General features: G+C 72.4%; 19 protein-coding genes and 2 pseudogenes. 16 read left to right on the top strand and 5 right to left on the bottom strand.

From position 1 onward, the window contains the following. Positions 1-54: 54 nt before the first annotated feature. The 5 genes from D450_RS0117480 (at position 55) to D450_RS0117460 (ending at position 6,447) form a co-directional block, all read left to right on the top strand. Complete coding sequence (locus D450_RS0117480; RefSeq protein WP_039820616.1) at positions 55-3,720, top strand: multifunctional oxoglutarate decarboxylase/oxoglutarate dehydrogenase thiamine pyrophosphate-binding subunit/dihydrolipoyllysine-residue succinyltransferase subunit; 3,666 nt, start codon at positions 55-57, stop codon at positions 3,718-3,720. 7 nt (positions 3,721-3,727) lie between these two features. After that, the gene (locus D450_RS0117475; RefSeq protein WP_017539944.1) at positions 3,728-3,907 is read left to right on the top strand and encodes a DUF6104 family protein; all 180 of its coding nucleotides are present in this window, start codon (positions 3,728-3,730) and stop codon (positions 3,905-3,907) included. Positions 3,908-4,108: 201 nt separating this feature from the next. Beyond that, positions 4,109-4,963, top strand: a complete 855-nt coding sequence (locus D450_RS0117470; protein ID WP_017539943.1) for a DUF4097 family beta strand repeat-containing protein — start codon at positions 4,109-4,111, stop codon at positions 4,961-4,963. Next, positions 4,960-6,120: a PadR family transcriptional regulator gene (locus D450_RS0117465; RefSeq protein ID WP_017539942.1), complete on the top strand. Its 1,161-nt coding sequence runs from the start codon at positions 4,960-4,962 to the stop codon at positions 6,118-6,120. The genes D450_RS0117470 and D450_RS0117465 overlap by 4 nt, the downstream gene beginning before the upstream one ends. A gap of 93 nt (positions 6,121-6,213) precedes the next feature. Continuing rightward, entirely contained in the window at positions 6,214-6,447 is a 234-nt protein-coding gene (locus tag D450_RS0117460) for a hypothetical protein (protein WP_039820615.1), read from the top strand. A 70-nt stretch (positions 6,448-6,517) separates the two neighbouring features. On the opposite strand, the pseudogene D450_RS30480 reads toward D450_RS0117460, so the two are convergent. Then, positions 6,518-7,500, bottom strand: a pseudogene (locus D450_RS30480) (zinc-binding dehydrogenase). 9 nt (positions 7,501-7,509) lie between these two features. After that, the gene (locus D450_RS0117450; RefSeq protein ID WP_241483196.1) at positions 7,510-8,022 is read right to left on the bottom strand and encodes an ATP-binding protein; all 513 of its coding nucleotides are present in this window, start codon (positions 8,020-8,022) and stop codon (positions 7,510-7,512) included. A 191-nt stretch (positions 8,023-8,213) separates the two neighbouring features. Here D450_RS0117450 and D450_RS0117445 point away from each other — a divergent pair, with 191 nt between their 5' ends. Beyond that, positions 8,214-9,107 carry a helix-turn-helix domain-containing protein gene (locus D450_RS0117445; protein WP_083932686.1) on the top strand — a complete coding sequence of 298 codons (894 nt, stop codon included), beginning with the start codon at positions 8,214-8,216 and terminating at the stop codon, positions 9,105-9,107. A gap of 23 nt (positions 9,108-9,130) precedes the next feature. Beyond that, a complete protein-coding gene (locus tag D450_RS0117440) occupies positions 9,131-9,340 on the top strand; it encodes a DUF397 domain-containing protein (RefSeq protein WP_017539937.1) in 210 nt (69 codons plus the stop codon). 176 nt (positions 9,341-9,516) lie between these two features. Here the strand turns inward: D450_RS0117440 and D450_RS0117435 are convergent, their stop codons facing one another. Beyond that, positions 9,517-10,707, bottom strand: coding sequence for an NAD(P)-dependent malic enzyme (locus D450_RS0117435; protein ID WP_017539936.1), 1,191 nt, complete (start codon positions 10,705-10,707; stop codon positions 9,517-9,519). Between the two features lie 391 nt (positions 10,708-11,098). On the opposite strand from D450_RS0117435, the gene D450_RS0117430 reads away from it, so the two are divergent. From D450_RS0117430 to D450_RS0117400, 6 genes and pseudogenes are all read left to right on the top strand, one after another. Beyond that, positions 11,099-12,016, top strand: a complete 918-nt coding sequence (locus D450_RS0117430) for an ABC transporter substrate-binding protein (protein WP_017539935.1) — start codon at positions 11,099-11,101, stop codon at positions 12,014-12,016. Positions 12,017-12,024: 8 nt separating this feature from the next. Next, positions 12,025-12,930: pseudogene (locus D450_RS32585) on the top strand (amino acid ABC transporter permease); the annotation flags it as partial. A gap of 91 nt (positions 12,931-13,021) precedes the next feature. Continuing rightward, on the top strand, positions 13,022-13,774 hold the full coding sequence (locus tag D450_RS0117415) for an amino acid ABC transporter ATP-binding protein (protein ID WP_017539932.1): 753 nt from the start codon (positions 13,022-13,024) through the stop codon (positions 13,772-13,774). A 265-nt stretch (positions 13,775-14,039) separates the two neighbouring features. Then, positions 14,040-14,513, top strand: a complete 474-nt coding sequence (locus D450_RS0117410) for a GNAT family N-acetyltransferase (protein WP_017539931.1) — start codon at positions 14,040-14,042, stop codon at positions 14,511-14,513. 289 nt (positions 14,514-14,802) lie between these two features. Next, positions 14,803-15,228, top strand: a complete 426-nt coding sequence (locus D450_RS0117405) for an ATP-binding protein (protein ID WP_017539930.1) — start codon at positions 14,803-14,805, stop codon at positions 15,226-15,228. A gap of 41 nt (positions 15,229-15,269) precedes the next feature. Next, positions 15,270-16,028 carry an RNA polymerase sigma factor SigF gene (locus D450_RS0117400; protein ID WP_192826431.1) on the top strand — a complete coding sequence of 253 codons (759 nt, stop codon included), beginning with the start codon at positions 15,270-15,272 and terminating at the stop codon, positions 16,026-16,028. A gap of 648 nt (positions 16,029-16,676) precedes the next feature. Here the strand turns inward: D450_RS0117400 and D450_RS0117395 are convergent. Continuing rightward, complete coding sequence (locus D450_RS0117395) at positions 16,677-17,105, bottom strand: hypothetical protein (protein ID WP_017539928.1); 429 nt, start codon at positions 17,103-17,105, stop codon at positions 16,677-16,679. A 161-nt stretch (positions 17,106-17,266) separates the two neighbouring features. On the opposite strand from D450_RS0117395, the gene D450_RS0117390 reads away from it, so the two are divergent. After that, complete coding sequence (locus D450_RS0117390; protein ID WP_017539927.1) at positions 17,267-18,202, top strand: diacylglycerol/lipid kinase family protein; 936 nt, start codon at positions 17,267-17,269, stop codon at positions 18,200-18,202. A gap of 318 nt (positions 18,203-18,520) precedes the next feature. Continuing rightward, entirely contained in the window at positions 18,521-18,775 is a 255-nt protein-coding gene (locus tag D450_RS0117385; protein ID WP_017539926.1) for a WhiB family transcriptional regulator, read from the top strand. Between the two features lie 265 nt (positions 18,776-19,040). Here the strand turns inward: D450_RS0117385 and D450_RS0117380 are convergent, their stop codons facing one another. Then, the gene (locus D450_RS0117380) at positions 19,041-20,591 is read right to left on the bottom strand and encodes a sensor histidine kinase (protein WP_017539925.1); all 1,551 of its coding nucleotides are present in this window, start codon (positions 20,589-20,591) and stop codon (positions 19,041-19,043) included. Between the two features lie 106 nt (positions 20,592-20,697). Here D450_RS0117380 and D450_RS0117375 point away from each other — a divergent pair. Next, positions 20,698-21,072: GntR family transcriptional regulator (locus D450_RS0117375; protein WP_017539924.1), on the top strand; the 375-nt coding region annotated here is incomplete at its 3' end.

The raw sequence follows: 21,072 nt of genomic DNA, 5'->3' as shown, positions 1-21,072 counted from the left end.
CATCTCCATATCCATACATTCACAAGCGAGCTGCGGAAGAGGGCGATCTCCGCCGTGTCGTCTGAGGCGTCTCAACCCCTGACAGATTTCGGCCCGAACGAGTGGTTGGTCGAGGAGCTCTATCAGAAGTACCTGAACGACCCGAACTCCGTTGACAAGGCGTGGTGGAACTTCTTCGCCGACTACAAGTCCGGCTCCGCCAAGCCCGGGTCCGCCGCGTCCGGCTCCTCGGGTGCACCGTCGGCCACGGGTGCACCCGCCAAGGGCAACGGAAAGGCGCCCGCCGCCCCGGCCTCCGGCGGCGGCAAGAAGCCCGCGGCGGGCTCCGAGTCCTCCTCCGCCCCCGCCGACGAGGCGCTGAAGGTCACCGAGGAGCGACTGCGCGGCGCACCGGCCCGTACCGCCACCAACATGGAGTCCAGCCTCGCGCTGCCGACCGCCACCTCCGTGCGGGCCGTGCCGGTGAAGCTGCTCTTCGACAACCGCATCGTCATCAACAACCACCTGCGCCGCGCGCGCGGCGGCAAGGTGTCGTTCACCCACATCATCGGCTACGCCATGGTCAAGGCCCTGGAGTCGATGCCGGAGATGAACCACTCCTACGTCGAGGTCGACGGCAAGCCCGGGGTGGCCAAGCCCGAGCACGTCAACTTCGGCCTCGCCATCGACCTGCAGAAGCCGGACGGCTCCCGGCAGCTGGTGGTCCCCTCGGTCAAGGCCGCGGACACCTTGGATTTCAAGGGGTTCTGGAGCGCCTACGAGGAGCTGGTCCGCAAGGCCCGCAACAACAAGCTCGGGGTCCCCGACTTCCAGGGCACCACGATCAGCCTGACCAACCCCGGCGGCATCGGCACCGTGCACTCGGTCCCGCGTCTGATGCCCGGCCAGGGCGCGATCATCGGCGTCGGGTCGATGGAGTACCCGGCCGAGTTCCAGGGCGCCTCCCCTGAGACCCTGAACCGGCTGGCCATCAGCAAGGTCATGACCCTGACCTCGACCTACGACCACCGGATCATCCAGGGCGCGCAGTCGGGCGAGTTCCTCAAGCGGATCCACCAGCTGCTGCTGGGCGAGGAGGGCTTCTACGACGAGATCTTCGCCTCCCTGCGGATCCCCTACGAGCCGGTCCGCTGGACGCAGGACATCTCGGTCGACACCTCCCAGCAGCTGGACAAGACCAGCCGGGTGCAGGAGCTGATCCACGCCTACCGGGTCCGGGGCCACCTGATGGCCGACACCGACCCGCTGGAGTACAAGCAGCGCCGCCACCCGGACCTGGACGTGCTCCAGCACGGGCTGACGCTGTGGGACCTGGAGCGCGAGTTCCCCACCGGCGGGTTCGGCGGCAAGCCGGTCATGAAGCTCCGCGACGTCCTGGGCGTGCTGCGCGACACCTACTGCCGCACGGTGGGCATCGAGTACATGCACATCCAGTCCCCCGAGGAGCGGGAGTGGATCCAGTCGCACGTCGAGCGCGAGCACGAGAAGCTCGACCGCGATGAGCAGCTGCACATCCTGCGCCGCCTGAACAGCGCCGAGGCCTTCGAGACGTTCCTGCAGACCAAGTACGTCGGGCAGAAGCGCTTCTCCCTGGAGGGCGGCGAGTCCCTCATCCCGCTGCTGGACGGCGTCATCTCCCAGGCCGCCTCGTCCGCGATGGACGAGGTCGTCATCGGCATGGCCCACCGCGGCCGCCTGAACGTGCTGGCCAACATCTGCGGCAAGTCCTACGGCCAGATCTTCGGCGAGTTCGAGGGCAACCTGGACCCGCGCTCGGCGCACGGCTCCGGCGACGTCAAGTACCACCTGGGCACCGAGGGCACCTTCACCACGGCGGACGGCGAGAAGATCGCGATCTCGCTGGCGGCCAACCCCAGCCACCTGGAGACGGTCGACCCGGTCCTGGAGGGCATCGTCCGCGCCAAGCAGGACGTGCTCGACAAGGGCCCGCACGGGTTCACCGTGCTGCCGCTGCTCATCCACGGCGACGCCGCGTTCGCCGGCCAGGGCGTGGTGGCCGAGACGCTCAACCTGTCGCAGCTGCGGGGCTACCGCACCGGCGGCACGGTGCACGTCATCGTCAACAACCAGGTCGGCTTCACCACCTCCCCGGCCGACAGCCGCTCCAGCATCTACGCCACCGACGTGGCGCGGATGGTGCAGGCGCCGATCTTCCACGTCAACGGGGACGACCCGGAGGCCGTGGTGCGGGTGGCCCGGCTGGCCTTCGCCTACCGGCAGGCGTTCAACAAGGACGTCGTGGTCGACCTGGTGTGCTACCGCCGCCGCGGGCACAACGAGTCGGACAACCCGCATTTCACCCAGCCGCTGATGTACGAGCTGATCGACGCCAAGCGGTCCACCCGCAAGCTCTACACCGAGGCGCTGGTCGGGCGCGGCGACATCACCATGGAGGAGGCCGAGCAGGCGCTGCGCGAGTACCAGCAGGAGCTGGAGCGCGCCTTCGCCGAGACCCGCGAGGCCGACAAGAAGCCGATCGAGCCGGGCTCGGTGGTCAAGCCCGAGGTCTTCGACGAGGGCCGGCTCGACCACGCCCAGGTCTCCACGGCCATCTCCGAGCAGGCGGTCAAGGAGATCATCTCCACCCAGACCGACCTGCCCGAGGGGTTCACCGCCCACCCGCGCCTGCTGCCGCAGCTGCAGCGCCGCGCCAAGGTGGTCGAGGAGGACACCATCGACTGGGCCACCGGCGAGCTGCTCGCCTTCGGCTCACTGCTGATGGACGACCACCCGGTCCGCCTGGTGGGCCAGGACAGCCGCCGCGGCACCTTCGGCCAGCGGCACGCCTCGCTGGTGGACAAGGCCACCGGCCAGGTGCACACCCCGCTCAAGCGGTTCGACCGGGGCACCTCCAAGTTCTACGTGCACGACTCGCTGCTCAGCGAGTACGCGGCGCTGGGCTTCGAGTACGGCTACTCGGTGGAGCGCCCGGACGCGCTGGTGTGCTGGGAGGCCCAGTTCGGCGACTTCGTCAACGGCGCCCAGAGCATCATCGACGAGTACATCAGCTCCAGCGAGCAGAAGTGGGGCCAGCGCTCCAGCGTCACCCTGCTGCTGCCGCACGGCTACGAGGGCCAGGGCCCGGACCACTCCTCGGCCCGCGTCGAGCGCTTCCTGCAGCAGTGCGCGCAGGAGAACATGACCGTGGCGATGCCGACCACCCCGGCCAGCTACTTCCACCTGCTGCGGTGGCAGGCCAAGTCGGGCTACCGGCGGCCGATGGTGGTGTTCACGCCCAAGTGGATGCTGCGCGCCAAGCAGGCCACCTCGGCGGCGGCGGACTTCACCACCGGGTCGTTCGAGCCGGTCATCGACGACCCCAAGGTGGACCCGCAGAAGGTGCGCCGGGTGGTGCTGTGCTCCGGCAAGGTCTTCTACGACCTGGACGGTGCGCGCGACCGCACCGGCGACGAGCACACCGCCGTCCTGCGCGTGGAGCGGCTCTACCCGCTGCCGGTGGAGGAGATCCGGCGGCGCCTGGCGGCGTTCCCCAACGCCGGCGAGGTGCTGTGGGTGCAGGAGGAGCCGGCGAACATGGGCCCCTGGCCGTTCGTCGCGCTGGTCTTCTCCGAGCAGCTGGACCGGCCCTTCACCCGGGTGTCGCGCCCGGCCTCCTCCTCGCCGGCGGCCGGCTCGGCCAAGCGGCACGAGGCCGAGCAGCAGGCCGTGGTCAACACGGTCTTCCCGCCGGTGGACTAGGCGCGCCATGTACTACACCGACCGCGGGATCGAGGAGCTGGAGCGGCGCCGGGGCGAGGAGGAGGTCTCCTTCGCCTGGCTCTCCGACCAGCTGCGCACGTTCACCGATCTGAATCCGGAGTTCGAGACGGCCGTCGACCGGCTGGCCACCTGGCTGGCCCGGCTCGACGACGACGAGGACGACTGACCCGGGACGGGTCCGCGCTCTGCCGAGGGGACCCCCGACACCGTCGGGGGTCCCCTTCCGTTTCCGCTCCCCCGGCCGGAGCCCCGAGGGCGGGGTCGGGGTCGCCCCCGGCACTCCCCTGATCCTTCGCGACATATCTTGAATTGCCCTCCGACGCGACATATCGTGTTTGCAGAACTGTTCGAGTCGAAAGGTGTCGCGATGGCGCGTTGGACCATCGACCAGCCGACGACGCGGGTCCTCGACGGGATCGTGGCGCTGCGCGTCCGTGTCATCGGCGGTCACGTCAACATCCTGCCCACCGACGATCCGGCGACCTTCGAGGTCTCCGACATCAAGGGCGAGCCCGTGCTGGCCACGCACGAGGCCGGCATCCTCACCCTGACCTACGAGGACCTGACCGGCGGCGGCCTGCTGGACCGCCTCAAGCCCGTGCAGCTGTCCGGGTACAAGGACGTGGGGCGGCGCACGGCCGCGATCGACCTGCGGGTCCCCCGCGACTGCCCGGTGGAGGTGACCACCCTCTCGGCGCCCATCGTCGCGGCCGGGCTGGCGGGGCGGGTGCAGCTGCGGACCGCCTCGGGCGACGTCACCCTGGACGAGCTGTCCGGGGACGTGGAGGTCTCCACGGTCAGCGGCGACCTGGCCGCCCGCGGGCTGCAGGGCGGCCTGTCCTTCAACAGCGTCGGCGGCCAGGCCGCGGTGGCCGGGGGGCGGCTGTCCTCCTTCGCCGCCAAGACCGCCTCCGGCAAGGTGCTGGCCGACGTCGAGCCGGCCTCCTCGGCGCGGTTCCGGCTGGCCTCGATCTCCGGCGGGGTGGCGCTGCGGGTTCCCGCCGACACCTCCGCCGACGTGGACCTGCGCTCGGCCACCGGCGCCCTGGACGCGGAGTTCGGGCTGGAGCGGCGGACCCTGCGCGGGCGCACCCGCCTGAGCGGGACCATCGGCAGCGGCCCCGACCCGGCCGCGATCAGCACGACCACGGTGTCGGGGGCGGTCTCCCTGCTGCGCCGCGCCCCCGACGCCCCGGCCGCGATTCCGAGGGGGAACGCATGAGCACCATCTTCGGCCACGGTCGGCTCCGGCTCTACCTGCTCAAACTGCTGGACGAGAGCCCGAAGCACGGCTACGAGATCATCAGCCTGCTGCGCGACCGGTTCATGGGGGTGTACTCGCCCTCGCCGGGCACCATCTACCCGCGCCTGGCCCGCCTGGAGGAGGAGGGCCTGGTCACCCACGAGGAGGTCAACGGGCGCAAGGTCTACCGGCTGACCGACAAGGGGCGCGAGGAGCTGCGCAGCCGCAGCTCGGACCTGAACGACCTGGAGCGCGAGCTCACCGAGTCGGTGCGGGACGTGGCCCGCGCGGTCAAGGAGGACGTGCGCGACACCATCAGCTCGCTGCGCGAGGAGCTGAAGTACGCCGCCTCCGGCGGTCGGCGCTCCAAGGACTCCGCCCCCGGCGAGGGGGCGGCCGCCGAGGGCGGGACGGGCCCGGAGGGCTCCGGCGAGGGCGCGGGCCGGGAGCGCTCCGCCACGGAGGACGCGGACCGCGGCCCGTGGTGGGGCCGCGACTGGGAGCGCCTGGCCAAGGACGTCGGAGGCTCCTGGAAGGGGGCCTGGGGAAGCGCCTGGGGCGGCTGGGGCTCCTGGGGGGAGCGCCGCTCCGAAGGCGGCGAGGGCCGCGAGGGCTCCGAAGACGCCGGGAGCGCGGCCTCGGACCGGGACGGTGCCGGCGGGCGCGAGTTCGACCAGGCGCTGCACGACTTCGCCGACCGCGTCCGCGACATGGTCCGGGAGGCGGGCACCGTGGGCGAGACGGCGGTGCGCGACTTCCGGCGGATCCTGGACGACACCCTGGACGTGCTCCAGCGCGACATGGCCGGATGGGGTCCGGGGGGCAAGGAGCGCACCGCCGAGGAGGAAGAGGAGGAGGGCGGCGGCACGACCGCCCGCGAGGCCTCTGACACAGCCGACACTGCCGGCGCCTCCGGCGGTGAGGGGCCGCGGTCCGGCCAGGAGCCGCCGAAGACCGAGGAGAAGGGGCCTTTCGCCCAGCCCCCGGCGGCCGAGGACGCCTCCGACCCGTGGTCCACCGCGATCCGCGAACAGGACCGCCCCGAGCAGAAGGCCCCCGAGGCGGAGGCCGAAGCCGGGGGGAGGGCCGACCCGACGGAGGACGGCAAGGGAGACGCCAAGCCCGGCACGTCCTGACGCCGCTGTCCACAAGTACGCGATCGCCCCGCATCACCAGGGGCGATCGCGTACTGTTCCCGTATCCGGGTTCTTCGCGGAGGGGACCGCTGAATGGGTCGTACTGTGCATCTTCCTTATGTCCTAGAGCAGGAGCGGGACGGAACGTGGTGCGGTGAAGCCGCCCTCCGCCCCGGCTCCAGTGCCTTCGGATACGGCGACGATCCCGAAAGCGCACTCGCCGACCTGAAGGAGAAGGCCACCGCGCTCATCGAGCAGTCCGGCCCGCCTCAACAGCTCACCATGACCGTCACGGTCACCTGCGCTCCGGACGACCACACCCACTGAGCTCGCCGTCGGTCGCGCGGGGGCTGCCGCCGAGCGCGTTCCCGACCTCTCCGAACATCGCACCTAGGGCTCAGACCGTGAAGACGATCTTGCCGAACTGGTCGCCCGCCGCCATGGCCTCGAAGCCCTCCTTGGCCTGGGTCAGCGGCAGCACGCGGTCGATGGTGGGGCGCACGCCGGTGCGGGCCAGCATCTCGGTCAGGTGGGACAGCTCCTCGCGGCTGCCCATGGTGGAGCCGACCACCTGCAGCTGCAGGAAGAACATCCGGGTCAGCTCGGCCGATGGGGCGTCGCCGCTGGTGGCGCCGCAGGTGACGATCGTGCCGCCGGGCTTGAGCGCGCGCACCGAGTGGCCCCAGGTGGCCTGGCCGACCGAGTCGAAGACGACGTCGGCCTTCTCCGGCAGCNGCCCTCCCCCGCCAGCCGCTCCCCCGTCGGAACGGCGGCGTAGGCGCCCAGCGCCAGGGCGCGGTCCCGCTTGGCCTCGCTGCGGCTGGTGGCGTAGACGCGGTGCCCCGCCCGGGCGGCCAGGGCAATGAGCGCCCCGGCCACGCCGCCTCCGGCGCCCTGGACCAGCAGGGTCGAGCCGGGGGCCGGGGCGGCCTTGCTGAAGAGCATGGAGTAGGCGGTCAGCCAGGCCGTGGGCAGGCAGGCCGCCTCCTCGAAGCTCAGCTCCGGCGGCTTGGGCACCAGGTTGCGGCGCGGAACCGCCACCTTCTCGGCCAGCGTGCCGTCGTGGACCTCCGACAGCAGCGAGCGGCGCGGGTCGAAGGTCTCCCCGCCGGGCACCGACGGGTCGCCGACGACGGCGTGCACGATCACCTCGTTGCCGTCCTCGTCGAGCCCGGCCGCGTCACAGCCCAGCACCATGGGCAGGCGGTCGGCGCTCAGGCCGACGCCGCGCAGGCTCCACAGGTCGTGGTGGTTGAGGGAGGCGGCCTTGACGTCGACGACGGTCCAGCCGTCGCGGGGGGCGGGGTCGGGCCGCTCTGCGGCCTCCAGGCCGGAGACGGGGTCGTCAGGGGCGATGCGCGCGGCGGTGATAGCGAACATGCCCGCACCCTAGCGATCGGCGGAGGCGAAGGCGGGCGGGGCCCCGGGGTCGAAGGAGAAGGCGACCACGCGCCCCTCGGGCATCGGTTCGGTGTGCCAGTCGCCGGCCAGCGCCTCCACCATCGCCAGTCCGCGGCCGCTCTCCTGGTCGGGGGAGAACCCGCCCACGGCCGGGCGGCCGCCGGGGGCGTCGGGGCGCGGCCCCTCGTCGTGCACGGCGACGGTGACCGCGCCGGGGCGGTGCACCACCTCGACGCCGAACCGCCCTCCGGGCTCACCGCTGCGGGTGTGCCGCACCGCGTTCGAGGCCACCTCGCTGACCAGCAGCGTCGCCGCCTCCACCAGGTCCTCCTCCAGGGCGGGGCACAGCGCGAGCGTGGAGCGCACGAAGCCGCGCGCCTCGCGCACGTACCGCTCCTCGCCGGGGAACCCGCACCGGGCCATGACCACGGCTCCGGCGCCCCGGGCCCGGGGGACCGCGGGGAACTCCCCGGCAGGCCGTCCCTGAAGTGTCGCGCTCATGGCTGGCTCCCCCCTGGGCGTGGTGGCGCTCCGGACCGGTCCGGATGCGCGCCCGGATGAGACATCCTCCTCTCACGCCCCGCCCGCTGCAATTGCTTCCCTGATTTTTCCCTACCCGCGTTGGCCCCCTCTGATGTCCAGTAGCCTCGTTCCGTTCTCCTTTCGGCACTCCCCTCAGCCAGGAGGTCACCTTGCCCGCTTCCAACAGCCCCACGGCCCGGCGGCGCCGGCTGGGCGTTGAATTGCGCCGTCTGCGCGAGAACTCCGGAATGACCGGAGAAGAGGCGGCGGAACGCATGGCCTGGTCGGGCAGCAAGCTCTCCCGGATCGAGCGGGGGCAGGTCGCCACCAACTCCGACGACGTGCGCGACCTGCTCGACCTCTACAAGGTCGAGGACTCGGCCCTGCGCACCACGCTGGTCACGCTGGCCCGGGAGTCGCGGCGGCGCGGCTGGTGGCACGTGTACGGCGACGTCATGCCCGAGCGCTTCGAGGTCTACCTGGGCCTGGAGCCGGAGGCGGCGGTGCTGCGCTTCTACCAGGCGCAGATCGTCCCGGGACTGTTCCAGACCGAGGACTACGCCCGCGCCCTGCTGGAGGCCCACCCCGCCTCGGTCGCCCCCGACGAGGTCGAACGCCGGGTGGAGCTGCGGATCCGGCGCCGGGAGCTGCTCTTCTCCGAGCACGCGGCACTGCCCCACGTGTGGGTGGTGCTGGACGAATCGGTGCTGCACCGCCCGGTCGGCGGGCCCGCGGTCATGGCCGACCAGATCGGCCATCTCCTGGAGGCCGGGCGCAGGAACCGGGTCACCGTTCAGGTCGTCCCCTTCGGAATAGGGGTGCATTCCGGACTCGACGGGGCATTCGACATCCTCGAGTTCCCCGAATCCGATATCCACACCCCCAAACTCGTCCATTTGGAGAACCTGACGAGCAGCCTCTATATAGAAAAGGCCAAGGAGGTGCACTTCTACACGGTGGCCTTCGAGCACCTGCGCACCGCCGCGCTGAACCCGGAAAGGACCCGCCGGGTCCTGGCGGAGATGGAGCGCACCATGCGGGCGCGGGCGCAGGACGACGAGTGAACCGCAAGACGAGGAGGCGCGGCATGCCCGCGATCGATCCACAGCTCCCCCCGCACGCCCGCTGGCGGACCAGCAGCCACAGCAGTACCGGCGGCGGCCAGTGCGTCGAGGTGGCGGACGCGCCGGCGGGTACGTGGCTGCGGGACTCCCGCGACCCGCAGGGGGCGGTGCTGGCCTTCGGCCACGCCGCCTGGGCGGCCTTCGTGGAGGCCGCGTCCGGAGGACGGCTGTAGCACGGGACTCCCCTGGAGTCCGCCCCGAGGGCCCGACAGGCCGGGGGCGCACCGCGCGGCCGCCCGCGGGCGGCACACGCCGCGGGGGCGGCGGGCACGGATCCGGGGCGGACGACCCCGCCCCGGATCCGTCACGCACGATGACGGGGCGACTACACCGGCCCCGGGCGCCGGCCTCAGGCGCCGGCCACCCCGTCCTTGCGGGCCTGGGCCGCCACCGCGGCCGAGACCGCGGGCACGACCCGCTCGTCGAAGGTGCTGGGGATGATGTAGTCGGCGCTCAGGTCGTCGCCGACCAGGTCCGCCAGGGCGTCGGCGGCCGCGAGCTTCATGCCCTCGGTGATGTCGGAGGCGCCCGCGTCCAGCGCGCCCCGGAAGACGCCCGGGAACGCCAGGACGTTGTTGATCTGGTTGGGGAAGTCGCTGCGCCCGGTGGCCACGACAGCGGCGTACTTGCGCGCCACGTCCGGGTGGACCTCCGGGTTGGGGTTGGCCATGGCGCAGATGATCGCCTGGGGCGCCATCGTGGCCACGACGTCCTCGGGCACCTCGCCCGCCGAGAGCCCGATGAACACGTCCGCGCCGGAGAGCGCGTTCTCGATGGACCCCTCGAGCCCGGCGCGGTTGCTGACCGCCGCCAGCTCCTCCTTGACCGGGGTCAGGCCCTCGCGGCCGGCGTAGATCATGCCCTTGCTGTCGGCCACGGCGATGTCGCCGATCCCGCCCTCCACGAGCATCTTGGTGACCGCCACGCCGGCCGCCCCCGCGCCGGAGACCACGGCGCGCAGGTCGCCCAGGGTGCGCCCGGTCAGCCGGGCCGCATTGCGCAGCGCGGCCACCGTGACGATGGCGGTGCCGTGCTGGTCGTCGTGGAAGACCGGGATGTCCAGCCGCTCCCGCAGCCGCCGCTCGACCTCGAAGCAGCGCGGGGCGGAGATGTCCTCCAGGTTGATCCCGCCGAAGGACGGCGCCATCCGGGCCACCGTCTCCACCAGGTCGTCGACGTCGGTGCAGTTGAGCGCGATCGGCACCGAGTCGACCCCGCCGAACTGCTTGAACAGCAGCGACTTGCCCTCCATGACCGGGAGCGAGGCCTCGGGGCCGATGTCGCCCAGGCCCAGCACGGCCGAGCCGTCGGTGACGACCGCGACGAGGTTGCTCTTCCAGGTGTAGGAATCGACGAGCTCGGGGGATTCGGCGATGCCGCTGCACACACGCGCCACGCCGGGGGTGTAGGCCAGGGACAGCCCGGCGTGGTCGCTCACGTCGACCGTGGACCGGACCTCCAGCTTGCCGCCCCGGTGCAGGGCGAAGGCCGGATCGGAATCGAACTCGCTATGCCGCTCGCGCGGCGAATCGGTGGTCAACTCTCAAACCCCTCAGTACATCGGAGCCCGCCGGTCGGCCATGACACGGGCGGGCGGGTGAGCAGGTGGACGGCGCGCGGAGGCCATGGGTGCTAGGGGACGGCTCCGCCTCCGGCCGGCCAGGACCGGGGCGTTCGAGCCGGCCTCCGCTCGGCCGGTATGCAGGCCAAGCGCCGCCTCGTCCACGGGGGTGACCCGTTACCCAATCATCTCACAACGGTGACCGGAGCAACATGCCGGGTGGCGACGATGGTACGCCCCGCGCCCTCGGCCGGAGGCCGGAGGACCCCGGCCGACGCCGCCAGGGCGCGGCCGGTAGCGCAGCCAAGTCCGGGCGCCCCGCGCCCCCGGCCCTAAGGAGACCCACGTGGCCTCGCCGACGAGCTCCCCCATGACCCCCTTCCGCGCCAGAGGCCTGCTCGCCGCGGGAGCCGCGGCCGCGACCCTGGCCGCCTCCGCCTGCGGGGGCGGCGCCCCGGAGGAGGAGGGCGACGCCGGCGGCGGCGCCCCCGAGGTCGAGGCGGACCAGGACGTGGCCGACCTCGTCCCCGACGACGTCCGGGAGGAGGGCTCGCTGACCATCGGCGTCGACGCCAGCTACGCCCCGGGCGAGTTCCTGGACGCCGACGGCTCCACCGTGGTCGGCTTCAACGTCGACCTGTTCGACGCGGTCGCGGCCAAGATGGACCTGGACACCGCCTGGGAGTCCTCCACCTTCGGCACCATCGTCGAGGGTGTTGACAGCGGCAAGTACGACGTGGGCGTGTCCTCGTTCACCATCAACGCCGAGCGCCTCAAGCAGGTGAACATGGTGAGCTACTACACCGTGGGCACCCAGTGGTTCACCGCCGCGGGCAACCCGGAGGGCGTCGACCCCGACGACGCGTGCGGGCTGACCGTGGCCGTGCAGGCCAACACCGTCCAGGTCGAGGACATCCAGGAGCGCAGCGACGCCTGCGAGGAGGCCGGCGACCCGGCGATCCAGATCGACCAGTACGAGCGCCAGGACCAGGCCACCCAGTCGATCGTGTCCGGCAAGAGCGACGCCGGGCTGGCCGACATGCCGGTGGCGGTCTACGCCGTGGAGCAGACCGACGGCCAGCTGGAGACGCTGGGCGAGCAGTACGAGGCGGCCCCCTACGGCGCGGTCGTCGACAAGGAGAACGAGGAGCTGGCCGAGGCGATCCGGGCCGGCTACCAGGCGATCATCGACGACGGCACCTACGAGCAGGTGCTGGCCGACTGGGACCTGGACACCCAGGGCATGGTCGAGTCCGCAGAGGTCAACCCCGACGTCGACGACGAATAAGGCGCCGCGTGAACACACCGACCCCATCCGACCCGACCGAGGAGCGGACGGCGCCCGAGCCGATCAAGGCCGTGCCCGTCCGCCACCCCGGCCGCTGGATCGCCTCGGGCGTGCTCCTGGTCCTGGCGGCCATGTTCGTCCACATGCTGGTGACGAACGACAAGTTCAACTGGCCGTTCCTGGTGGAGAACATGTTCTCCCCGCCGGTGCTCTACGGCGTGTGGACCACGCTGAAGCTCACCGTGCTGGCCATGGCGGTGGGCATCTCCATCGGCATCGCGGTGGCGGTGATGCGGCTGTCGGGCAACCCCGTCCTCGCGGGACTGGCCTGGCTGTACACGTGGTTCTTCCGCGCCGTGCCGCGCCTGGTGCTGTGCGTGCTCTTCGGCAACATGGGCATCCTGTACCAGAACCTGGAGCTGGGGCTGCCCTTCGACACCTACTGGATGCCGCTGCTGGGCCTGGACGGGGACGCCCGCTTCTACAGCGTCCCGATGAACGAGGTCCTGACCCCGTTCATGGCGGCGCTGCTGGCGCTGGCCCTGTCGCAGGGCGCCTACATGGCCGAGATCGTCCGGGCCGGGCTGCTGTCGGTGGACAAGGGCCAGACCGAGGCCGCCCAGGCGCTGGGCATGGGCCGCGGGCTGATCCTGCGGCGCGTCACCCTGCCCCAGGCGCTGCGGGTGATCGTGCCGCCCACCGGCAACGAGGTCACCGCGATGCTGAAGGACACCTCGCTGGTGTCGGCGATCCCGCTGACGACCGAGCTGTTCTTCCAGCTCCAGGCCATCGGCAACCGCACCTTCGACCTGTTCCCGATGCTGGTGGCCGCCTGCCTGTGGTACCTGGCCATCACCAGCCTGCTGATGGTGGGGCAGTACTACCTGGAGCGCTCCTTCAACCGGGGCGACCGGACCGCGCAGGCCGAAGTGACGACCATGCAGAGCAAGGCGGGACATTNCCGGGGGCGCCGGGGCCCTGCCGCAGGCCCCCGGCGAGGACGTGATGGTCCTGGCCGAGGACGTGCACAAGAGCTTCGGGCGGCTGGAGGTACTGCGCGGCATCGACCTGCAGGTGCGCCGCGGCGAGGTGATGTGCGTGGTCGGCCCCTCGGGTTCGGGCAAGTCGACCTTCCTGCGGTGCATCAACCACCTGGAGAAGATCAACGCCGGACGGCTGTGGGTGAACGGGCGCCTGATGGGCTACCGCCAGCACCGCGGCCGGCTGCACGAGCTGCGCGACTCCCAGGTGGCCGCGCAGCGCCGGGACATCGGCATGGTGTTCCAGGCCTTCAACCTGTTCCCGCACATGTCGGTGCTGGGCAACGTGGTCGAGGCCCCGCTCCGGGTCAAGCGCGAGCCGCGCGGGCGGGCCCGGGAGACGGCCATGGAGCTGCTGGACAAGGTGGGGCTGGCGGACAAGGCCGCCGCCTTCCCGCGCCAGCTCTCCGGCGGCCAGCAGCAGCGGGTGGCGATCGCCCGGGCCCTGGCCATGCGCCCGCGGCTGATGCTGTTCGACGAGCCGACCAGCGCCCTGGACCCGGAGCTGGTGGGCGAGGTGCTGGACGTGATGAAGGACCTCGCCCGCGAGGGCATGACCATGGTCGTGGTGACCCACGAGATGGGCTTCGCCCGCGAGGTCGGCGACAGCCTGGTGTTCATGGACGGCGGCGTGGTGGTGGAGTCGGGGGACCCCAGGGCGGTGCTCTCCGACCCGCAGCACGAGCGCACCCAGGCGTTCCTGTCCAAGGTGCTCTGACGCGCCTGGGCCCGGGCGCTCGGAACCGGGCGCCCGGGTACGGCGCGTTCAGGGGCGAGCGTCCGGGACGGCCCCTGCAGGGGCCGTCCCCTCCTGTCCGGCGGCGGTGGGCGGCCTCCGGCCCTCTGCCGACGGCCAGGGCGCCGGCCAGGGCGCCGAAGGCGGCCCGGGCCCGGGTCACGGCCGCGGCTCTGGGGCGGATCCGGTCGGCCGCCCGGGTACCGGGCGGTAGCGTGGGTCCCCCTGCCTGCGACGAGGAGTGCCATTGATCCGCCCCGCGCGCCCGGACGACGTCCCGGTGATCCTGAAGCTGATCCGCGAGCTCGCCGAGTACGAGCGCGAGCCGGACGCCGTCGAGGCCACCGAGGCCGACATCGAGCGCGCGCTCTTCGGCGAGGGCGCGGCCGCCCACGCGCACATCGCCGAGGCGGACGGCGAGGCCGTCGGCTTCGCCCTGTGGTTCCTGAACTTCTCCACGTGGACCGGCAGGCACGGCATCTACCTGGAGGACCTGTACGTCCGCCCGGAGATGCGCGGCCGCGGCCTGGGCAAGGCGCTGCTGACCGAGCTGGCGCGGCTGTGCGTCGAGCGCGGTTACCGGCGCCTGGAGTGGTCGGTGCTGGACTGGAACACGCCCTCCATCGAGTTCTACCGCTCGCTGGGCGCCGAGCCCATGGACGGGTGGACGGTCCACCGGCTCGACGGCGAGGCGCTGGGGCGCCTGGGCGGCGGGGACTAGGACCGGCAGGGGTGCTCCCGTCCCCCGGGGCGGGCGGCGGGGCTCCAGGGGCGCGCGGGGCGTCCCCGAGAGCATTCCCGATTCCCCGTACCCGTCCGAATACGCAGCCGACCACCGCGTTCTCCGGGTCGAGCGGGATCCGGGCGCGCGGACACACCGCCGATCCGTCCGGTTCGCCCCGTTTCGACCTGCCCGCCCGGCGGACACGGCACCGGCCGTGTGCCGCCACCCCGGCGGGAAACACGATAGATTGCACTCAAGCGGCACACTCGCTTCCCGGAGGAGGGACGTGACCGAAGAAACCGCCGCGCCCGTCTCGGGCGCCATGGACGTACGCGACGCCGTCACGGTGAAGATGCCGGCCGACAGCGCCTACCTGTCCGTGCTGCGCACCGCGACGGCCGGCCTGGCCGCCCGCCTGGACTTCACCCTCGACGAGATCGAGGACCTGCGCATCGGGGTCGACGAGGCCTGCGCGATGCTGCTCGCCCAGGCCCTCCCCGGCACCGATCTGACCTGCGAATTCGAACTCACCGGCGACGGCATGCGGATCAGCGTCTCGGTGCTGACCGCGGACGGCCGGCTCCCGGCCCGCGACACCTTCGCCTGGACGGTGCTCTCCGCCCTGGCCGGGGAGGTCGACACCGTGGCCGGGCCCGACGACCGCGTCTCCATCGTCCTGCACAAACGCCGCGGCGCGGTGGAGACGGCGTGAGCGAGAGGGGGCCCGCTCTGACGGCGAAGACGGAGCACGCGGTGCCGGACCGGGCCCGCGCACGAGAGTTGTTCGAGCGCCTGAGCGAGCTTCCCGAGGACTCCCCGGAGCGCCAGCGCATCCGCGACGAACTCGTGGAGCTGCACCTGCCGCTCGTCGAGTACCTCGCCCGGCGCTTCCGCAACCGCGGGGAATGGCTCGACGACCTGACCCAGGTCGCCACCATCGGGCTGATCAAGTCGATCGACCGGTTCGACCTGGACCGCGGGGTGGAGTTCTCCACCTACGCCACCCCGACCATCGTCGGCGAGATCAAGCGCCACTTCCGTGACAAGGGCTGGGCCGTGCGCGTGCCCCGGCGCCTGCAGGAGCTCAAGCTCTCCCTGACCAAGGCGGTCAGCGACCTGTCGCAGCGGGAGGGCCGCGCGCCCACCGTGCACGAGCTGGCCGAGCACCTGGGGATGAGCGAGGAGGAGGTCCTGGAGGGCCTGGAGTCGGCCAACGCCTACTCCACGGTCTCCCTCGACGCGCCCGACAGCGGGGACGAGGACGCCCCGGCGGTCGCCGACTCGCTCGGCATCGTGGACGACTCCCTGGAGGGCGTGGAGTACCGCGAGTCGCTCAAGCCCCTGCTGGAGCAGCTGCCGCCGAGGGAGAAGCGCATCCTGCTGCTGCGGTTCTTCGGCAACATGACGCAGTCGCAGATCGCCCAGGAGCTGGGCATCTCCCAGATGCACGTCTCGCGCCTGCTGGCCCGCACGCTGGCCCAGCTGCGCCAGGCGCTGACCACCGACGAGTAGGGCCCCGCCCGCCGGACGGACCGGCGGGAGCGTTGAAACGATGAGGAGCCCCGCGCCGCACGGCGCGGGGCTCCTCGCCTCCCGTCGCGCCCACCGGAGCGGTGGGGCCCTTCACGCCCAGGGGTGCCTCCGACCGGGGCACCCGGGGGCGTCGGCGCCCGACTCCAGGATCGGCACCGCCGCCGGCTCGGGAGGACGGAGGACGCACCACTCGTCGGCAGCACCGTTGCGTTCGGCTTCCGGTCCCGGTGTCACCCCATCCGCCCTCGATCAGTAGACCACCGTGCGCGCGGGCAGCGGGCGCCGCCTCTTCTCCCGCGGGCGCCGGTGTCCTGGAGCACCGCATCGACCGGGTCGGGGTCGATGATCCGGGTCGGCTCGCCCAGGTGGCCGGGGGCGTAGACGTCGGGGGCGGAGTGGGGCCGGTGGTGGCGGACCCGATCGGCAACGGGGCCTCCGGAGTGCCCGTCCCATGGGGCGACACCACAGGGACTACCCGGGGCCCCGCCCTCGCGACAGGACCTGCACGGCCCCAACGCAACGGTGTTGCACTCGGCGGCACCCCCCCCCCCCCCCGCCGCGCCCCGTGAACGTCGGCTCGGCCGCCGCGAGTTCTCCGGCTCGGCCGCTCTACGCGCTCCGGCCGAACTATCCGCTCCGGCCGCTCCGACCGCTCTGCGCGCCGTGCCCGTCCGTGTTCTCCCCGGGGAAGAGGACCGCGGTGGTCGCGGGTGCCAGCACCAGTCCGATGGCGGCGACCGCGACGGCCACCATGCCCACGCTGACGGACATCCGGTCGGCCTCGTACATGGAGTAGGCGACGATCAGCATGAAGATCTGGGTGAGGACCACCGGCGTGCGCGCCCACGGGCGCAGCATCACCAGCCCCCAGGCCACGAACCCGAGCACGCCTGCGACGACGAGTCCGAAGACGGCCAGCGGGTAGGCGAACGAGGGGTCGGCGACCTCGCCGGCGACCGTGCGCAGGACCAGGGTGCCGCTCTCGAAGACCACGAGCAGGGCGACGACGGCCTGCAGGGCGGCGGCGAGCAGAAGGGTGACCGGGCGGTTGTACACGTTCCACACTATCGGCCGCCCGGCGCACCCCGCCTCGGGGCGGCCTCGGGGGCGACCTCGGGGCACCGCCGCGCGGCCCTCCCCCGAAGCCCCCGCACCCGCAGGTGCCCCGAGTGCGTCCCCGGACCCCCGGAGTCGCAGGGCCTCGCTACACTGGCCGCGTGCGAGCGCTCTTCATCGTCAACCCGCAGGCGACCACCACCACGCCGCGCTCGCGCGACGTCATCGTCGGGGCCATCGCCCGCCACGTCGAGCTGCACGTGGCCCAGACCGAGTACCGCGACCACGCCGGCGAGATGGCGCGCGACGCCGCCGGCGAGGGCTTCGACCTGGTGGTGAGCCTGGGCGGGGACGGAACCGTCAACGAGGTGGTCAACGGGCTGCTGCGCACCCCCGCCGACCTGCCCCGCCCGAGCTACGCCGCGCTGCCCGGCGGCAGCGCCAACGTCTTCATCCGCGCCCTGGGCATACCCAACGACCCGGTGGAGGCCACCGGCGCGGTGCTGGAGGCGCTGCGCTCGGGCTCCTCCCGCGAGGTGGGGCTGGGCCGGATCTCCTCCGGGCGCGACGACCGCTACTTCACCTTCTGCGCCGGGTTCGGCTGGGACGCCGACGTGGTCCAGGAGGTCGAGCGGCGGCGCCGCCGCGGACGCCGCGCCTCGCCGGCGCTCTACGGCGGGGTGGCGCTGAACAAGTTCCTGCGGGGCGAGACCCGCGACCCCTCCCTGCGGGTGCGCGCGCCGGGCCGCCCGACGGTCTCCGGGCTGCACTTCGCGCTGGTCACCAATACCACACCGTGGACGTTCGCGGGCGCGGTGCCGGTGCAGCCCACCCCGCGGTCACGCTTCCGGCTGGGGCTGGACGCCTTCGGGATGAGCGCGCTGAACCCGGCGGTCACGGCGCGGGTCCTGGGGCGGATGCTGTCCCCCTCGGGGGTGCCGGCCACGGGGCGCGGCTATACCACGTGGCACGACCTCGAATCGCTCACGATCTCCTCGGAGCACCCGCGCCCGTTCCAGATCGACGGGGAGTATCTCGGCACGCGGGATCGGATCGATTTCCACTCCGTACCGAAGGCATTACGAATCATCGTGTGAGGTCATTCGCGGTCATTCTGTGACGCACGCGACACCGCGGCCTGTGCCGATCGCCCTCGAGCACTCTTGCGCGGGTCCGACAACCCTGACAGGCTCAACATGTCGCCGCACGTTACGGGCGAGTAAAACGGACGGTTCCGTGGTCGGAACGGGCAGTAGTCCCACCCCCGGCCGAGGGCCGTACCGGTGCACTGTCCCGTCGGGCGCGTGCCCTAAGGACCGGGGCGACAAGGGTGTGCCCCGCGCCCATCGCCGACATCGTGAACGCGTTCACGAACCGCACGCCCCCGCACGCCTCGCTGTGAGGAGTTGATCCGCATGGACTGGCGCCACCACGCCGCCTGCCGTGACGAAGATCCCGAACTGTTCTTCCCCATCGGTGACTCCGGCCCCGCGCTCATCCAGATCGAAGAGGCCAAGTCCGTGTGCGCCGCCTGCCCGGTGTCGAGCGCCTGCCTGCAGTGGGCGCTGGAGACCGGCCAGGACGGCGGCGTGTGGGGCGGGATGAGCGAGGAGGAGCGCCGTTCGCTCCGCCGTCGCCGGGTCCGCCCCGCCGTCCGCGCCGGGGTCTAGCCTCTCCTTCCGCCGCCGAGGCGCTCCCCCGGGCGCGCCCACGGCCCTGTCTCCGCTCCCCCGTACCTCCCCGGATCCGCCGCCCGTCCACCGGGCCGTTCGGACGCCGCGGGAATGCGCCGGGCCCTGCCGCCCGCCCGTGCGCCGGGGACGCGGACACCCGCCGCCACCGCGGCCGCCGCCGACGGCCGCGACCGCTTGGAGCCATCCTGGCACCCCGCCCCGCGCGCCCGCACGCGGGGTCCCCCCTACCGCCGGAGAACGCTCAGGACGCCTGTTCGGCGGTGGGGTCGATGGGCAGCTCGATGACCACGGCGGTGCCCCCGTCGTCGCGCGGCTTGATCTCCAGGTGCCCGCCGAGCTCGGCCACCACCAGCGTGCGCACGATCTGCAGCCCCAGGCTGTTGCTGCCCGCGATGTCGAAGTCGATCGGCAGCCCGCCGCCGTCGTCGGTGACCTCGATGATCAGCCGGCCGACCGCCTCCTCGGCCCCGGGCAGGGCGTCCTCGCGGCGCACCCGCACCTCTATCGCGCCGGGGCCGTAGCTCAGCCCGTGCTCCACCGCGTTCTGCACCAGCTCGGTGAGGACCATCGACAGCGGGGTGGCCACCAGCGCCGAGAGCAGCCCGAAGTGGCCCACCCGGCGCGGCGTCACGTGCGCCTCGGTGGAGGAGACCTCCGCCGCCATCTCGATCACCCGGTCGGCGATGTCGTCGAAGTCGACGATCTCGTCGGGGGTGTGCGAGAGCATCTCGTGCACGATCGCGATCGAGCCGACCCGGCGCACCGCCTCGTCCAGGGCGGCCTGCCCCTCGGTGCTGTCCAGGCGGCGGGACTGCAGCCGCAGCAGCGCCGCCACCGTCTGCAGGTTGTTCTTCACCCGGTGGTGGATCTCCCGGATGGTGGCGTCCTTGGTCATCAGCTCGCGCTCGCGGCGGCGCAGCTCGGTGACGTCGCGCACCATCACCAGGGCGCCGATCCGCACGCCCTCGGTGATCAGCGGGATGGAGCGCAGCTGCACGGTGGAGCCGCGCGCCTCCACCTCCGACTCCTGGGGCACGCGGCCGCCCGCGGTCCAGGTCAGCGACTCGTCCCGGGCGTCCCCGGCGGCGGCCAGGTCCAGGGTGGTGCGGGCCAGCCGGGCGCCCACCAGGTCGGCGGTCAGGCCCAGGCGGCGGTAGGCCGACAGCGCGTTGGGGCTGGCGTAGACGACCTCCCCGTCGCGGTCCAGGCGCAGCAGCCCGTCACCGACCCGCGGGGAGCGCACCATCAGCGGCCCCTGGTCGCTGAAGGGGAAGGCGCCCTCGGCGATCATCTGCGCCAGGTCGCTGGCGCTCTGCAGGTAGGTCAGCTCCAGTCGGCTGGGCGTGCGGGCCGAGCTGAGGTTGGTGCTGCGCTGGATCACCCCGATGAGCTTGCCCTGCCGGCGGACCGGGATGGTCTCCTCGCGCACCGGCACCCCGCCCGACCAGTCCGGGTCGCCCTCGCGGCAGATCCGCTCCTCGTTCCAGGCGCGGTCGATCAGCGCCAGGCGCGCGGCCGTGCGGGTGCGCTCGCCCTCGTCGGCGCCGTCGTCCGCGGGGTCCGGGAGCACCGCCTCCACCAGGTCGTCCTGGAAGGCGGTGGGGCCGGTGGTGGGGCGCATCTGGGAGACGGCGACCCAGCCGGTGCCGTCCCGCAGGCGCACCCACAGCACCAGGTCGGCGAAGGACAGGTCGGCCAGCAGCTGCCAGTCCGAGACCAGGGAGTGCAGCCACTCCAGGTCCGCGGTCTTGAGCGACGTATAGCGTCGGATGAGGTCGCTGAGGTGAGGCACACACAGATCATCCCACGAGTACGGGCATACTCGATGGACGTACTCGACCAGTGGTCCACACCAGTAGGGCCAGGTGCACCGCGACGGCGGGTGGAGGAGAGCAGGCGTGACGGGTCAGCGAACGGTCCGGGAGGACCCCCGGGTCCCCAAGTACTACCAGGTCAAGAAACAGCTCCTGGAGCTGATCGAGACCATGCCGGCGGGCAACCCGGTGCCTCCCGAGCGCGCCCTGGCCGCGCAGTTCGGCACCTCCCGCACCACGGTGCGCCAGGCGCTGACCGAGATGGTGGTCGAGGGGCGGCTGCTGCGCATCCAGGGCAAGGGGACCTTCGTGGCCAAGCCCAAGGTCGCCCAGATGCTCCAGCTGCAGAGCTACACCCAGGAGATGCGCGCCCACGGCCTGCACCCGGCCACCCGCATCCTGGACGTGAGCTACATCAACGCCGACGAGCAGCTGGCCGAGCTGCTGGCGATCCGCTCC

This window comes from Nocardiopsis halophila DSM 44494 (assembly GCF_000341245.1).
Lineage (GTDB): Bacteria > Actinomycetota > Actinomycetes > Streptosporangiales > Streptosporangiaceae > Nocardiopsis_A > Nocardiopsis_A halophila.
Note: the sequence above shows the minus strand (reverse complement) of the source record. Positions and strands in the feature narration are given on the sequence as shown.

What these genes read in the sequence shown, in the direction of transcription:
- D450_RS0117470 (WP_017539943.1), top strand. Translation starts at nt 4,109, where the DNA reads ATGGCGCGTTGGACCATCGACCAGCCGACGACGCGGGTCCTCGACGGG.
- D450_RS0117430 (WP_017539935.1), top strand. Translation starts at nt 11,099, where the DNA reads ATGACCCCCTTCCGCGCCAGAGGCCTGCTCGCCGCGGGAGCCGCGGCC.
- D450_RS0117450 (WP_241483196.1), bottom strand. Translation starts at nt 8,022, where the DNA reads ATGAGCGCGACACTTCAGGGACGGCCTGCCGGGGAGTTCCCCGCGGTC.
- D450_RS0117465 (WP_017539942.1), top strand. Translation starts at nt 4,960, where the DNA reads ATGAGCACCATCTTCGGCCACGGTCGGCTCCGGCTCTACCTGCTCAAA.
- D450_RS0117385 (WP_017539926.1), top strand. Translation starts at nt 18,521, where the DNA reads ATGGACTGGCGCCACCACGCCGCCTGCCGTGACGAAGATCCCGAACTG.
- D450_RS0117415 (WP_017539932.1), top strand. Translation starts at nt 13,022, where the DNA reads ATGGTCCTGGCCGAGGACGTGCACAAGAGCTTCGGGCGGCTGGAGGTA.
- D450_RS0117475 (WP_017539944.1), top strand. Translation starts at nt 3,728, where the DNA reads ATGTACTACACCGACCGCGGGATCGAGGAGCTGGAGCGGCGCCGGGGC.
- D450_RS0117460 (WP_039820615.1), top strand. Translation starts at nt 6,214, where the DNA reads ATGGGTCGTACTGTGCATCTTCCTTATGTCCTAGAGCAGGAGCGGGAC.
- D450_RS0117440 (WP_017539937.1), top strand. Translation starts at nt 9,131, where the DNA reads ATGCCCGCGATCGATCCACAGCTCCCCCCGCACGCCCGCTGGCGGACC.